Source organism: Geotalea daltonii FRC-32 (genome assembly GCF_000022265.1).
GTDB lineage: Bacteria > Desulfobacterota > Desulfuromonadia > Geobacterales > Geobacteraceae > Geotalea > Geotalea daltonii.
This window is the reverse complement of the sequence record NC_011979.1, coordinates 2,534,807-2,548,678: the sequence shown is the minus strand read 5'-3', so window position 1 is coordinate 2,548,678 and position 13,872 is coordinate 2,534,807. Positions and strand designations below refer to the sequence as shown.

Annotated in this window: 13 protein-coding genes; 6 read left to right on the top strand and 7 right to left on the bottom strand. The window is 50.1% G+C overall.

Annotated features, from left to right (window positions below):
* Positions 1–34 precede the first annotated feature (34 nt).
* Positions 35–994 (bottom strand): lysylphosphatidylglycerol synthase transmembrane domain-containing protein, encoded by a 960-nt coding sequence (locus GEOB_RS11460; protein ID WP_012647386.1) that lies wholly within the window; start codon positions 992–994, stop codon positions 35–37.
* A 62-nt stretch (positions 995–1,056) separates the two neighbouring features.
* Positions 1,057–2,022 carry a sulfotransferase family protein gene (locus GEOB_RS11455; RefSeq protein ID WP_230198932.1) on the bottom strand — a complete coding sequence of 322 codons (966 nt, stop codon included), beginning with the start codon at positions 2,020–2,022 and terminating at the stop codon, positions 1,057–1,059.
* Positions 2,023–2,634: 612 nt separating this feature from the next.
* Between GEOB_RS11455 and GEOB_RS11450 the strand changes: the two genes are divergently transcribed.
* The gene (locus GEOB_RS11450) at positions 2,635–4,263 is read left to right on the top strand and encodes a fumarate hydratase (RefSeq protein ID WP_012647384.1); all 1,629 of its coding nucleotides are present in this window, start codon (positions 2,635–2,637) and stop codon (positions 4,261–4,263) included.
* Between the two features lie 49 nt (positions 4,264–4,312).
* On the opposite strand, the gene GEOB_RS11445 is transcribed toward GEOB_RS11450, so the two are convergent.
* Positions 4,313–4,495 carry a MerR family transcriptional regulator gene (locus GEOB_RS11445; RefSeq protein WP_012647383.1) on the bottom strand — a complete coding sequence of 61 codons (183 nt, stop codon included), beginning with the start codon at positions 4,493–4,495 and terminating at the stop codon, positions 4,313–4,315.
* A 316-nt stretch (positions 4,496–4,811) separates the two neighbouring features.
* Between GEOB_RS11445 and GEOB_RS19775 the strand changes: the two genes are divergently transcribed.
* The 3 genes from GEOB_RS19775 to GEOB_RS19355 all read left to right on the top strand — a co-directional run bounded on the left by GEOB_RS19775 (position 4,812) and on the right by GEOB_RS19355 (position 9,223).
* Positions 4,812–5,012 (top strand): hypothetical protein, encoded by a 201-nt coding sequence (locus GEOB_RS19775; RefSeq protein WP_012647382.1) that lies wholly within the window; start codon positions 4,812–4,814, stop codon positions 5,010–5,012.
* A 199-nt stretch (positions 5,013–5,211) separates the two neighbouring features.
* Positions 5,212–6,096, top strand: coding sequence for an ATP-binding protein (locus tag GEOB_RS11435; RefSeq protein WP_012647381.1), 885 nt, complete (start codon positions 5,212–5,214; stop codon positions 6,094–6,096).
* 388 nt (positions 6,097–6,484) lie between these two features.
* Positions 6,485–9,223, top strand: a complete 2,739-nt coding sequence (locus GEOB_RS19355; RefSeq protein ID WP_012647380.1) for a bifunctional diguanylate cyclase/phosphodiesterase — start codon at positions 6,485–6,487, stop codon at positions 9,221–9,223.
* A 103-nt stretch (positions 9,224–9,326) separates the two neighbouring features.
* Here GEOB_RS19355 and lpxC read toward each other — a convergent pair whose 3' ends face one another.
* Together lpxC and asnS are read right to left on the bottom strand one after the other, a co-directional pair.
* Entirely contained in the window at positions 9,327–10,154 is an 828-nt protein-coding gene (lpxC, locus tag GEOB_RS11425) for a UDP-3-O-acyl-N-acetylglucosamine deacetylase (protein ID WP_012647378.1), read from the bottom strand.
* Positions 10,155–10,360: 206 nt separating this feature from the next.
* Complete coding sequence (gene asnS, locus GEOB_RS11420; RefSeq protein ID WP_012647377.1) at positions 10,361–11,746, bottom strand: asparagine--tRNA ligase; 1,386 nt, start codon at positions 11,744–11,746, stop codon at positions 10,361–10,363.
* Between the two features lie 97 nt (positions 11,747–11,843).
* Between asnS and GEOB_RS11415 the strand changes: the two genes are divergently transcribed.
* Both GEOB_RS11415 and GEOB_RS11410 read left to right on the top strand, forming a co-directional pair.
* Entirely contained in the window at positions 11,844–12,218 is a 375-nt protein-coding gene (locus GEOB_RS11415; protein WP_012647376.1) for a S41 family peptidase, read from the top strand.
* A gap of 17 nt (positions 12,219–12,235) precedes the next feature.
* Complete coding sequence (locus GEOB_RS11410; protein WP_012647375.1) at positions 12,236–12,616, top strand: glutaredoxin domain-containing protein; 381 nt, start codon at positions 12,236–12,238, stop codon at positions 12,614–12,616.
* A 15-nt stretch (positions 12,617–12,631) separates the two neighbouring features.
* Here GEOB_RS11410 and GEOB_RS11405 read toward each other — a convergent pair whose 3' ends face one another.
* Positions 12,632–13,012, bottom strand: coding sequence for an EamA family transporter (locus GEOB_RS11405; RefSeq protein WP_012647374.1), 381 nt, complete (start codon positions 13,010–13,012; stop codon positions 12,632–12,634).
* Positions 13,005–13,871, bottom strand: coding sequence for a hopanoid biosynthesis-associated protein HpnK (gene hpnK / locus GEOB_RS11400; RefSeq protein ID WP_012647373.1), 867 nt, complete (start codon positions 13,869–13,871; stop codon positions 13,005–13,007). The genes GEOB_RS11405 and hpnK overlap by 8 nt, the downstream gene beginning before the upstream one ends.
* Between the last annotated feature and the right edge of the window lies 1 nt (position 13,872).

Genomic DNA, 13,872 nt, shown 5'->3' with positions numbered 1-13,872 from the left:
TCTTCCGGTTAATCCCAATAAGGACCAAAGCAATTTATCTCTCCCATGTTACCACCACAAGTCCCACAAGCAACCAGAATGCCTCCCTTATTCTTCGCAAGATACTGAAAGCCAACCCTACGGCTGCTCCAAGCCTGAAACCCAGCGCAAGCAACACATTCCCTCCGTCCTGGACCCCGAGTTGAACGGGAATCATGAAACCAAGCGCCGTAAAGAGCATGGCCAGTGCATCCAGACACAACGCCAGTTGCCACTCTACCGACTGGCCCAGCAGATGAAAGATGAGGTAAACTTCAACTCCCTGCACAAGCCAGTTAAGGAACAAGAACAAGAATGCCAGTGCACTTTTGCCGGGATACCTGTTGTAAAATCCTGCCATGGCAGCATCGAGACTTGCCAGCTCTTCCTTCCTCGCCTTCAGAAAAGCCGGGCACTTACCCCAACGCTCCAGTAGTCTGATCAGGAGGACACATGGATTACGATGCTGCAAAACAACAAAGGCCACCCCTGCCCCGGTCAGGATCACTGCGCAGGCCAGGAGCAGCCCCAGCCTAAACACTCCGACAGGCATGACAAAAGGCACCAGGGCAAGGCTCAGAAATATATACAAGACCAGGCTCATGACCATCAGTCCTTTGTGGATAATGAGCGAGGCCGTCGCCTGTTGCCAGGAAATACCTGAGGCCTTCAGCCTTAGAGCCTTGAAAGGTTCTCCTCCCAATGAAGCCATTGGTGTCAATTGATTAAGCGACTCTCCCGCCAGACGGAGCAAAAACAACCGGCCCAGAGACACAGGTGCGGTCGAATCAACAATGAGCACCTGCCAGGCAAGGGCGGACAAAAGGTTCATGATCCCGTAAGGCACAAGCAGAAGCAATCCGGCATAACCAACCCGATGGAAATATTGTTCCAGGTTTTCCCACCCCACCTGCTTCAGCATTCCATAAAAGAAAAATGAGGCTATGAGAAGCAGGATCAGATTGAGGCGTCCCATGGAACCCACCGACCTGGTCAGTAATGAGCATATGCCCCTTATGTTTACCTGAAAGACCTGATTCACATTTCAGGAGGAATAGAGTAGTGATCCATGTAAAACTGGAAACGCCTTTTTTCGGTTTCCCGGTCAAGACCGAATTCTTCCAGAGAATAATGATGGGCGCCATTCTTGTCCTTTGGATTACCGGCAATAAACGTTTTCATGGCCAACTCAGCACTGCTGTCTATTTCTCGGCCAAAATGACGGTAAATACCATTGACAACTGACATTGGGTCCCTCTCCAGGTCTGTGAAATTTACATCGAAGAAACGTTTCTGCAGGTGAGGTCTGCTTTGGCGGAACTGCAAGGAGTGCCAGGCGCTCCCTTCCCAGCGGCTGCTCACTTCAATGCCAATTTTCTTGTTGTCTAGTCCATTGGTAAATGGTTCACGCAACACCCGGGTAAAGCTTGCACACGAGGGGAGTACTTTAAGGGGATCACGATGGGTGACGACAATATCTGCATCCGGATATACATCCAGTAACGACTCCAGCGCCATCAGGTGGCTTGGTGCCTTGAGGACCCAGTGGGTTCCCGGCGAACGCCACTGCAGATGCTGTAAAAACCAGCGGTGAAACTCGTAAACCGGACGTTTATCCTGCTTGTCATGCCAAATGCGGTATGAGGAAACATGATACATCGATTCGAAAACATAGCTCATGAAAGCATGACTGGTTATGGCAATACATTCCTGTGGATAACGCTCATGAATGAGATGAACCCTTTTGAAGTATGGAATCAGGATGTCCAGCCATCTTAGTTCCTTGCCCGTCTTTGCAATGCGCGGATCAGAAGAATAGGAGGCTGTTTCAGGCGGCGGTGAAGGATGCATCACTTCCCAAACCTGCGGCGCCCGGCATTTTGGATCCTGCGCCAGTAGCGCATGCAGAAAAGTCGTTCCACTTCGCGGCAAACCGGTGATGAAAAGAGGGCGAACTATGCGCTCACTGTCGATCTGCGGAAACCGCTTGCGGTCAGCCACCATGAGAAGCCTGTTGCACAGCATCCTGATTATTTCGGAATAGACACTGATGCGCCCAAACAGGTTCAAGTCTGCATCTGATTCGAAGGACTGCAGAAGAACAGAGAGGGGATGGCAAAAATCTTCACCACCGAAATCATCAAGCCCCGTTCGCCTGATGCATTTATTTATCAGGGCACGGGATTCGAGCTTTAAAAATTCGTATCCTTTTTTCTGAAAAAAATTGTTTACGGAGTTGATACCGGTCAAGAGCCTGGACATCCTGATATAACCAGGTTTAAAGAAGACATTGCTATTGAGCTGACTTGTCAGGCTTGATGGTTCAGTCACAGGTTGCTCCTAAGGATTCCTTTATATTATTAATCAAATTTAATTCTACTCTTTCTCTCAAGCCCGTCAACCGACTCTGAATATTTATGCTGAGGCTGGGACTGTTCCTGGTGTAGAGATTTTTAACAGTGCGAAAACTTCTCTCTCGACAAATTGAAGATTTTCCAATATATTCCGGCATACTGTATACAATTTCATTCCAGACACCGTGGCATGAGGTTCGAGAGCACCCAAACTGTTTTGCTTACTCTGCCCTGGAAATATCAATTGAAAGGAGAAACTTAGATGGCAGCAGCTAAAAGTTTTCATTATCAGGACCCCTTCCCCGTCGGCAAAGACGAGACCAATTACCGCAAGATTGAAGGCTCCGAAAAATATGTGCAGGTTGAGCAATTTGCAGGCAAGGATGTGGTTCGCGTTGCCCCCGAAGCATTAACAATTCTGGCCAATGAGGCCATGAGGGATGTTTCGTTCCTGCTTCGCCCTGCACACAACGAGCAAGTTGCCAAAATTCTCCGAGACCCTGAGGCATCCATGAACGACAAGGGTGTGGCCATGGCCTTTCTGCGCAATGCTGAAATCGCCGCCCAGTTTGAGCTTCCGATCTGTCAGGATACAGGCACGGCAACCATCGTGGCGAAGAAGGGACAGCAGGTCTGGACCGGGGTCAAGGATGAAGAATACCTCTCCAAAGGAGTGTATAAGACATATACAGAGGAAAACCTCCGCTATTCACAGACCGTTGCCCTGGACATGTACAAGGAAGTGAATACCGGCACCAACCTGCCTGCCCAGATAGACATCATGGCCACTGACGGCGACTATTATAAATTCCTTTTCATGGCCAAAGGGGGGGGATCTGCCAACAAGACCATGCTTTACCAAGAGACCAAAGCACTACTCACCCCGGAAAAACTGGAAAAATATCTCATTGAGAAGATGAAATACCTGGGTACTGCTGCATGCCCCCCATATCACATTGCCTTCGTCATCGGCGGCACATCTGCCGACGCCTGCATGAAAGCAGTCAAGCTGGCTACGGCAAAGGAGTTGGATGCTCTGCCCACCAGCGGCAATGAACATGGTCAGGCCTTCCGCGATGTTGAGCTGGAAAACAAGCTGCTTGAGGCGGCATACAAGCTGGGAATCGGTGCACAGTTCGGCGGTAAGTATTTTGCCCACGATGTTCGCGTCATTCGTCTGCCACGCCACGGTGCATCCTGCCCGGTAGGCATGGCGGTCTCATGTTCTGCTGACCGCAATATCAAGGCAAAGATCACCAAAGACGGCCTTTTTGTCGAGGAGATGGACAGGAATCCCGGGCGGCTGATTCCCGATCAATACCGCGGAAAACATGAGCACGGTGTCAAGATCGATCTCAACAGGCCCATGAAGGAGATCCTCGCCGAGCTAGGCAAGCATCCTGTCTCAACACCGCTGCTGCTGTCCGGTACTATCGTTGTCGGCAGGGATATTGCTCACGCCAAGTTCAAGGAGATCCTCGATAGCGGCAAGCCCCTTCCCGAGTATCTGAAAAACCACCCCATCTACTATGCTGGTCCGGCAAAAACCCCTGCAGGCAAACCCTCCGGATCTTTCGGTCCCACCACAGCCGGCCGCATGGATTCCTACGTCGACCTGCTCCAGTCCCACGGCGGCTCAATGGTGATGATAGCCAAAGGCAACCGCAGCCAGCAGGTTACAGATGCCTGCAAGAAATACGGCGGCTTTTATCTGGGTTCCATAGGTGGCCCGGCAGCAGTTCTAGCCGAAGAAAACATCAAAAAGGTGGAATGTATCGATTTTCCTGAACTGGGAATGGAAGCAGTGTGGAAGATAGAAGTTGAGAATTTCCCCGCTTTCATTTTGGTGGATGACAAGGGAAATGATTTCTTTAAGCAGTTGGGTCTGTAAGCTTGATATATAATACTTGGGGGGACACAATCTACTGTCCCCCCAAGGCTCAAATACCCGTCAATTCCTGGATCTTCAAGTCCAGGTCGTCTCCGTTCACCCGTACCACTTTCCCGTCGCTATCCTCTGTTCGTATAAGCCCCTCTGTAACCCATTCCAGAATACGCGCTTCATCGACGCCGAACTTTGCTACAGCCTCTTCCACCGTGTACCACGTCTTGACCAGTGACATATGATCCTCCTGTCTCCCAATGCGCCATAGGTATGATTCTATTTACTTTCCTTTAGCCCAATGTCAATCATATGTTAAAAATAAAACAGCGAACGATTGCAAAACACAATTATATATTTCAAAGACGCGTAATATCAATAACTTGAAGTGATAGTAAAAATGAAACAGGAAGACAAAATAGAAAGCAGGATTAACAGATAATACAAAATTTCTACAACATCCTGATTTTCCTTCTTTTTTGTTGTTTTATTTCTTGCAATTCGGGATACATCTCTTTATAGTTTTATTAAACAAAAACGTAAAGAGAGGAATAAACATGAATTGTCCAGTCTGCGGAAGCAATGAACATTTAGACATCAATTTGCAGTCGGAAAGTTTCTTTGAAGGAATAAGAGAATGCACCGTTTGTGATTCTGTATATGCGGTTAATCGCAATGTGGCAAACATCGTCAAGGATGCCCAGGAGAAATCTTTCCTTGGCAATGCATCGCGCCTTTCTTACAGCTTCGCTGCCTGAAAAAATCAGATAAACATCAAGCCCCGCCGGCACCAGCCGCGGGGCTTTTTTTATTTCTGTCAGAAACAAGGTGAGGATGAATTTTTAATTTGACAGCAGCGGCCCGTAACGTATACAACTTTTGTCGTTGCCGACACCTTGATCCCGCAGCAAATGTTGTATAAACAAAAGAGCCTACCAAAGGAAGAGAGAAAAAATCATGATGACCCTGAAACCTGAAGTAGTCGCCCAACTGGAGCGCGTTCTGAGTTCCGTTGAAATGCTGCTTCCAAAGGCAATCGCCTCAATAGACTGGTCCACCTGCCATGCCGCAAACTGGCGCCGTCACTCGTTCTCCGGTTTTCTGGAACCGGTAAAGGTTACAGATACTTCAACACTTGATGAACTGCTGGGAGTGGAAAAACAGAAAGAGATCCTGGTAAACAACACCAAGCAATTTCTCAAGGGATTGCCTGCCAACAATGCTCTGCTCTGGGGATCACGCGGCACAGGCAAATCCTCCATCGTCAAGGCGCTGCTTAATGAATTCGCCAGTGAGGGACTGCGCATTATTCAGGTGGAAAAGGAAGACCTGGTCTATCTCTCAGACATCTTCACGATGGTTCGGGATGAACCATACCGCTTCATCCTTCTCTGCGACGACCTTACCTTCGAAGTTGGTGAACTCAGTTACAAGATGCTGAAGAGCGCCCTGGACGGTTCAGTTTATTCCTCACCGGAAAACGTTCTTATTTATGTAACGTCCAATCGTCGCCACCTTATTCCCGAATATGATTCGGACAAAATCGGCGGCAAGTTCGTCAATGGAGAGTTGCAGCAGAGTGAGGCGATGGAAGAGAAGATTTCTCTCTCTGACCGGTTCGGATTATGGATACCATTCCACGTATTTACCCAGGAGCGCTATCTTCATGCAGTACGAATGTGCGTTGAAAGGCACGCGAAGGAACGGCAGCTGGAAATTCCCTGGAGCAAAGAACTTGAAGAAGAAGCAATTCAGTGGTCCCATGACAAGAGTAAGCGTTGCGGGCGCACAGCCTTCCAGTTCTCCAAGAACTGGGTCGGCAAGTATCTGCTCGACAAGTAAACCACATGCTCAGACAAAAAAGCCCGCTGCTGAAGCGGGCTTTTTTGTTCAGGAATTGAGACGGCTATTTTCGGTAAACCTTGACGAAAAAGTAGACAGCAAGCAAAAAAGGGACAGAGGAGAACGCGGCCTCAAAATTGCCCAAAAACAGCTGCCAGGTGCCGAAGGAGACAAGGGAAATAACTAGCAGTATCATAAAAGATGCGAATGTTTTGCTCATGTGGGCATAGTAGCGCTTTCAGCGGAAAGAAGTCCAGATTTATAAGATTAACCGGGTTTTATCAATTGAAACAGAGAAGCCTTTTTAACCGGCACGGGGTGTGGTATTCTCCTTGGAAACAACCTCGGGAAGGACTTTGACATAAGGAAACTCAGCCTTAAAATAACAATGGCACTGGCGGTATCTTCCCTTTTTGTCTGCTCTCTGGCAATACTGGCCTTCCTATCCCTTTCTTACATTGAGCGCGAATACAAGCAGAGTATCTCAAATCAGCAATACACCCTCGTCAGTGCCCTTGCCGAAAACGTAGATGACAAGCTCAGAATAGCCCAGAACTCCCTATTGGCAGCTGCAGCAAATATAACCCTCGAAGAGCTCAGGGATTCCCATAAGGCTCAGCGCTTCCTGGACAACAGGTATTCACTGCTCGCTTTGTTCGATAACGCAATTTTCGTCTTTTCCCCTGAAGGGAAGATTGTTGCCGAGAGTCCATACCGTGAGCACCGGCGTGGACGGGACATTTCCTTTCGCGACTACTTTAAAGACACGGTGGCCAGAGGCAGGCCGGTCATATCAAGTCCCTACCTCTCCACCCATAATCCTGGGCACCCCTGTGTCATGCTCACCGTGCCGATTTACAGTAACGGAAAGCTGGCTGCCATATTCGGCGGGAGTTTCGACCTTCTGGGCCAGAATTTTCTTGAGGATCTCTCCCACACCCGGATCGGTAAAACAGGTTACGTTTACCTTTTCGATAACCACCGTACAATAATCGCCCATCCCGAGAAAAATCGTATCATGCACCGAGATGTACCTGTGGGCATTAACAGGCTTTTTGATAAATCAATCGCCGGATTCGAAGGAAGTGGAGAAACCCGTAACTCAAGAAGGATTGAGACACTCTCTTCATTCAAACACCTTAAAACTACCGATTGGATTCTAGCAGCAAGTTATCCCATCGTCGAAGCCTATGCTCCACTTAAGACGAACAGGATCTATTTCATTACTGTCATGGCCGTCGGTACATCAGTAACCCTCCTTTTTGTCTGGTTTCTGATGCAACGCCTCACCTCACCGCTTTCACTCATCACCCGCCATGTGGAAGCAATCCCTGATAAATCCGGATTGCATAATCTGATCAATCTTGAAAGAAAAGATGAACTGGGAACACTGATTAATGCATTCAACAGCATGATACTTTCACTCGATCAGCATCAGAATGCCTTGCGAGAGAGCGAAAGCAATTTCAGAGCCCTGGCTGACAATGCCAATGATGGCCTTCAGATAATCACTGACAGCAGCCATCTTGCCTATGTCAACAAGAGAGCCGCAGAGATCGTCGGTTACAGTGTTGAAGAGATGCTTTTGACCACCATTGAAACAATCATTCACCCGGACCACCTGCAAATGATTATCGAACGAAAGGCAAAAACAGATGCAGGTGAATTCGTCCCCAAGCAGTTTGAAATTATGCTGGCCCATAGGAATGGTAGCTGCGTTCCGGTTGAAGTCACTACGGCCAGAACAATCTGGCAGGGAAAACAGGTAGAACTGGCAATCGTCAGGGACATCACCGACCGAAAAAAGGCAGAAGACGAGATTCAGCAACTTGCCTACTATGATACCCTGACGGGTTTGCCGAACCGTTCGCTGCTCCAGGACCGGCTAGGACAGGGCATTGTTCAGGCAGTACGTGACAATCGCAAGGTTGCTATCATGTTTCTTGATCTTGACCGATTCAAAAGCATCAATGACACACTGGGACACGTGGCAGGTGACAGCCTGCTTGCCACTGTCGCCGAGCGTCTGACAGAATGCGTAAGGGAAACCGATACGGTTGCCAGAATCGGAGGGGATGAATTCGTCATTATCATCTCTGCCATCGAACATGCTGAAGATCTGAACAAGATTGCAGAAAAAATTCTCGCGGCCATCTCCAAGCCACTGGTTTTAAATGATCAGGAGATATTCATCACTGCCAGCATCGGCATTGCCATCTATCCTGAAGACGGCACTGACGTCCAAGGTCTGCTTAAAAATGCAGATCTTGCCATGTATAAGGCTAAAGATCAGGGAAAAAATGCCTTCCAGTACTTCTCTCGGGAGATGAATGTCCAGGCGCTTGAGCATCTCATCCTGGAAAACAGCCTTCGCAGGGCCCTGGAGCGAAATGAATTCGTCATCTTCTATCAGCCGCAGATGGACCTGAAGAGTGGACGGCTTGTGGGGATGGAAGCGCTGATACGCTGGCAGCATCCTGACCTTGGACTGCTTCCTCCATCAAGGTTCATACCGATGGCAGAGGAAACCGGTCTGATCCTACCCATAGGTGAATGGGCTCTCCAGACAGCATGTGCTAAAAACAGGGCCTGGATGGATGCGGGATTTATGCCGCTCAGGGTAGCGGTAAACCTGTGCGGGATACAGTTCAGACAGAAAAAATTCATTGAATTGATTGAAGCAGTGCTGAAGAAAACGGGGCTGGCGCCTAGTCAACTGGAGCTGGAGCTAACTGAAAGCATGCTCATGTCCAAGGCGGAAGAGAGCACTACCGTCCTGCACAAACTGAAGGAAATGGGAGTCAGTCTGGCTATAGACGACTTCGGTACCGGATACTCCTCCTTGAGCTACCTCAAGAACTTCCCGATCAACAGGGTTAAGATAGACCGGTCTTTTATCCGCGATGTACCGAATAATCCCGACGATACGGCCATTGTCAGTGCAATCATTGCCATGGCCCACAATTTGAATCTTAAGGTTACGGCTGAGGGAGTGGAAAACCACAGCCAGCTTGAATTCCTCAGTACCCGGAACTGCAACGAGATACAAGGCTACCTCCTATCATCGCCACTGCCTGAGGCGGAGTTCACCAGGTTTTTACGGGGCGGCATGATGATTCAGGAATGATTATGAATGTGTCAATCAGAACCATGTTCAGACACGGAATAGCAACCGACCATGCCATTCTAAACCTGATGCGCCGTCCGAGTTCCTCCGTTCCTGAGACATTTCAGTAGACAGCGTAATTGGCAGGATCTGCGAACACCTCACGCAGGAACAGATTGTTCAGGTAATGCCCGGTCTTGTGGGCCTCCACCTTGCCCAGCAAACGGTAGCCACACGTATAAAAATCGCCAATCAGGTCGAGAATCTTGTGGTTCACCAGCTCTTTCTTGTAGCGAAGCCCCTGGGGGTTTACGATACTATCGCCACCTATGACGACGGCGTTTTCCAGGGATCCTCCCTTGGCCAGACCGGCTTTTTTGATAGCCTCAATCTCTTCATGCAGGACAAAGGTACGGGAGTTTATGATGGAAATGGCATTTTCCACGTCCATGACACGCTTGCGCTGTTTTCCAACTGGTGGACGAAATTCGATGGTCATGGTGATGTCCAGGGTGTTAAGGGGTTTGACCCGGACAAAGGCGTCGTTATGCCGGACCTCGACCGGGCGCTGAATTTTCAGATACACCCCCGACTCGGGAAACTCATAAATTCCGGCGCGCCAGAGCTCATGGTAGAATTCCCAAGCCGAGCCGTCCATGATCGGCACCTCAGGTCCATCAATATAGACAAGGCAGTTGGTGATGCCGGAAAAATAGAAGGCCGCCATAAGATGCTCGATTGTGGCGACAGATGCCTCCCCGGCTGCAACCTGTGTGGAAAGACGGGTGTCGGCAACCATGTCGTAACGGGCAGGTACCAGCTGACCATTGAAGACAAAGGCAATGCCGAATTCCCGCCGGGGCAGGAATTCCATGGTAACCTCCCGGCCGGTGTGAAGGCCGATACCGGATAGTTTGAAAATGCGGTTTATGGTGGTCTGATGTTTAATCATAATAAATAAAACCTTTCCGGAATTGAGTCGTGGGGAGAAGAATAGCCTGAAGGCAACTGGGGAAAGATACATAAAAAAGCGCTTTTTATAAAGAAAAAAGGCATCGGCTGCCGCGCCGATGCCTTAAAGATGGCTAAATTGATTGCAAAATTAGCGGTATGAGATTGCCGGGGCTTCGTCCATTAATTCGATCGCCGCAGCTGCTATCAAAACTCGGCATGCCTGGGCGTACGGGGAAAAGGAATGACGTCGCGGATGTTTTCCATGCCGGTAAGATACATGAGCAGGCGCTCGAATCCCAAACCGAAGCCGGCATGTGGACAGGAGCCCCAGCGGCGGCTGTCCAGGTACCACCAGAGCCCTTCTTCATTTATACCCAGCTCCCCCATGCGCTCAAGAAGCAGATCAAACCGCTCTTCCCGCTGGCTGCCGCCAATGATCTCTCCCACCTTGGGCACCAGCAGGTCCATTGCTGCAACCGTCCTGCCGTCGTCATTCTGCCGCATGTAAAATGCCTTGATATCCTTTGGATAATTGATGAGGAAAACAGGACCTCCAACAACCTGCTCGGTTATGTAACGCTCATGTTCCGACTGCAGGTCCAGTCCCCATTCAACAGGAAAGGTAAAAGGGACAGCCGCTTTTTTCAGATGATCGATTGCCTCGGTATATTCCATGACGGCAAAGGATGATGAAGCCACCGCCTCGATCCGCGACAGAAGGCCCTTGTCGATCTGGTCGTTGAAAAACCGCATATCCTCTGTGCAGTTGTCCAGAACATGACGGCAGAGAAACTTCAAAAAGTCTTCAGCCAGAGCCGCATCAGCCATAAGATCAGCGAAGGCCATCTCCGGCTCTATCATCCAGAATTCTGCCGCATGACGCGCCGTATTGGAATTTTCAGCCCGGAAAGTCGGGCCGAAGGTATAGATATTTGAAAATGCCTGGGCGAAAAGCTCTCCCTCCAATTGTCCACTGACGGTAAGCCCGGTTGCCTGGGCGAAAAAATCGCCGGAATAATCAACTTCGCCTGCCTTCAGCGGCGGCTTTGCCATATTGAGGGTCGTGACGCGGAACAACTCCCCTGCCCCCTCGCAATCATTTGCGGTGATTATGGGTGTATGGACATAGAGAAAGCCTCGCTCGGCAAAGAAGCGATGAATGGCCTGGGCTAGGGATGAGCGGACCCTGAAGACAGCGCCGAAGGTATTGGTACGGGGCCTCAGGTGGGCAATAGTCCGCAGGTATTCAAAGCTATGGCGTTTTTTCTGTAGTGGATAGGATTCGTCTGCCTGGCCGATGATCTCAATCTGTGTGGCAGAAAGCTCATACCTCTGTCCAGCTGCAGGCGACTCACGTAAAACACCCCTTACGGCCACGGCGCTGCCGGTGCCGAGCCTGCTCACTTCCGGATAGTTGACTATATCTGGTTCGACGACCACCTGCAGGTTCGCTATGCATGAGCCGTCATTGACGGCAAGGAAAGCTACGTCCTTGCCTGCCCGTACCGTCCTCGCCCATCCCTTTACCAGAAGCTCTCCACCCGCCTCTTTCGCAGTCAATGCGTCGCATATCCTGATTCTGCCAGTCATGGCCATTTCTCCCGAATGCATAATTATAAAGCATACCTCAAACCTCCAGCTTATCCATGGTTGACAGGGTTAAGGCTGGGAGTATATTTTAGCAGGTATGCTTAAAACTCTTACCATCACTTTGTCCATGTTCACCCTTACGGCTTTGCAGGCCATGGCAGCCAACTCCGCCAGCAATTTCGGCGGCATCGGCATAGACGGCGTACCCTGGGCCAACGGCCAGATCGTAGTTCGCCAGATGGTGGCAGGAGGCCCGGCGCATCTGGCGGGGTTAAAAACAGGCGACATAATAACCCAAATTGACGGCAAGCCCACTGAGGGAAGTAACTTTCAGGATATGGTAGATCACCGTCTGCGAGGCATTGCCGGCACAAAGGTGATGCTCAAGGTCCGCAGACCCGGCATCGCCAAGGCCATCACCTTCAACCTGACCCGCAGACAACTTGTTACCGCCAAAACAAAAGGAAAGTGAGAACAGTGGGAGCTGTCATGCAAACTGCAACCAGAATCCTGATCATCTCTGCTTTATTGTGCACCGCGACAATCTGTCAGGCATCAGCCATGGAAGAAAGTCTGCAAAGCCCTCTGAAACCACCCGCAGCGGCCCAACGAAAATATCCGAGGATTGTGCTCTATTCCGTGTCCTGGTGCCCACATTGTAAGGCGGCAAAGGAATATCTGACCAGGAACAACATTCCTTTCCTCAACAGGGATGTTGAAGTAGATGACGACGCCATGGACGACCTGACAAAGAAGTATAAAAGCCAGGGGGTGCCGGTGATTGTCATCGGCAATGACGAGGTCATTCTCAAGGGATTCGACCAGCAGAAATTCGAAAAGGCGGTTAAAGATATGCAGAAGAAAAACTAGCAGGCCAGCAGCCTGCTAGCTGCCACTGCTTTTGGTAATGAGCATGACCCCGACGCAAACGAGTACGGTACCGGCCCAGCGCATGGGGGTGACGGTCTCATGGAGAAAATACTGGGAGAGGAAAGCAACCAGTACGTAGTTCAATGCCTGCATCGGAAGAGCCACCGACAAGTCTTCCCAGGAAAGCACCGCCAACCACAGAAAGAAAAAAATTGCCAGCATGGTGGTACCTATGATCAGCTTCGGCGATGTCAGCGCCTGAACGGCCACATTGAGAATGCCGCGCAGATTCATGGAGGAAAGGTCCCCCAGTTCCTTCATCCCCTTCGCCAGGAGAATGTCGCCGATTGTTCCGGCCGTTATGGCCACAAGCATTACAATTAGAGTCTTAAGCATAAGCCTTCTTTTCTCCACGGTAATTGCGCAGGATTACTCCCAGCGACATCAGCTTCTCTTTCACCACCTGGCTGGTCAGGGCCGCCAACTCCCCTTCATGCAGGTAATCGGGCATCCATTTTTTCAGTTCATCGCAAGGGTAGCAGCCGGGATGGAAATAAATCTCGGACAGGCCCGGCCGCAACCTTTCCAGGGCTTTCAGCAGATAAGGTTCGGTCATGCAGCCCGAATTAAGTAATCCCTTCACCTCTCCAGCGAACGAAACTTTGCGCATTTCCAATTCTGGTCGACAGCGTTTTGCCAAAGAAGCAAAGATGAAGGCATCAGCCGCTTTGCCGAGCATTCGCTGTCGGTCGAGGACAATATTGTCGAAAAATCGCTCCCTGCTCAGGCGGAAGCTGGTAATGCCATACCTTGGCATCAACTGCAGCAGTATGTCGAAGACAACCGGATGCATATGAATGTTCAGATGACCGTCGATGTGTGACAGTGGCAGGCCAGTGGCTAGGAATTTCTCAATTTGCGCCTCGATCTCTCCAGCCAATTGTTTGCGCAGGGGCTTGAGGAAGAAATACCGCATGCCGGCCATGACCGGATCGTTGGTAAAGTTGCCTTCCCGGTCGACCAGGGTGGGGAAGCCGGGATGTTTCGCCACAGCCCTTCCCTGCAGCAGGGTAAGATGCAATCCCACCTGCAGCCCAGGATTGGCCTTTGCCAAAGATACTGCCTCATCAAAGGCCAGACCTCCTACCATCAGCGAGGCACTGGTGAGGATACCTTCCTGCCAGGCTCGGATGATGCCGAGGTTGGCGCCGCGGGAAAGGCCGAAATCATCGGCATTGATAATCAGTTCTTTCATG

Excerpts from the sequence above, each read along its gene's own strand:
- GEOB_RS11460 (WP_012647386.1), bottom strand. The coding sequence starts at position 994 with ATGGGACGCCTCAATCTGATCCTGCTTCTCATAGCCTCATTTTTCTTT.
- GEOB_RS11455 (WP_230198932.1), bottom strand. The coding sequence starts at position 2,022 with ATGGTGGCTGACCGCAAGCGGTTTCCGCAGATCGACAGTGAGCGCATA.
- GEOB_RS11450 (WP_012647384.1), top strand. The coding sequence starts at position 2,635 with ATGGCAGCAGCTAAAAGTTTTCATTATCAGGACCCCTTCCCCGTCGGC.
- GEOB_RS11445 (WP_012647383.1), bottom strand. The coding sequence starts at position 4,495 with ATGTCACTGGTCAAGACGTGGTACACGGTGGAAGAGGCTGTAGCAAAG.
- GEOB_RS19775 (WP_012647382.1), top strand. The coding sequence starts at position 4,812 with ATGAATTGTCCAGTCTGCGGAAGCAATGAACATTTAGACATCAATTTG.
- GEOB_RS11435 (WP_012647381.1), top strand. The coding sequence starts at position 5,212 with ATGATGACCCTGAAACCTGAAGTAGTCGCCCAACTGGAGCGCGTTCTG.
- GEOB_RS19355 (WP_012647380.1), top strand. The coding sequence starts at position 6,485 with ATGGCACTGGCGGTATCTTCCCTTTTTGTCTGCTCTCTGGCAATACTG.
- lpxC (WP_012647378.1), bottom strand. The coding sequence starts at position 10,154 with ATGATTAAACATCAGACCACCATAAACCGCATTTTCAAACTATCCGGT.
- asnS (WP_012647377.1), bottom strand. The coding sequence starts at position 11,746 with ATGACTGGCAGAATCAGGATATGCGACGCATTGACTGCGAAAGAGGCG.
- GEOB_RS11415 (WP_012647376.1), top strand. The coding sequence starts at position 11,844 with ATGCTTAAAACTCTTACCATCACTTTGTCCATGTTCACCCTTACGGCT.
- GEOB_RS11410 (WP_012647375.1), top strand. The coding sequence starts at position 12,236 with ATGCAAACTGCAACCAGAATCCTGATCATCTCTGCTTTATTGTGCACC.
- GEOB_RS11405 (WP_012647374.1), bottom strand. The coding sequence starts at position 13,012 with ATGCTTAAGACTCTAATTGTAATGCTTGTGGCCATAACGGCCGGAACA.
- hpnK (WP_012647373.1), bottom strand. The coding sequence starts at position 13,871 with ATGAAAGAACTGATTATCAATGCCGATGATTTCGGCCTTTCCCGCGGC.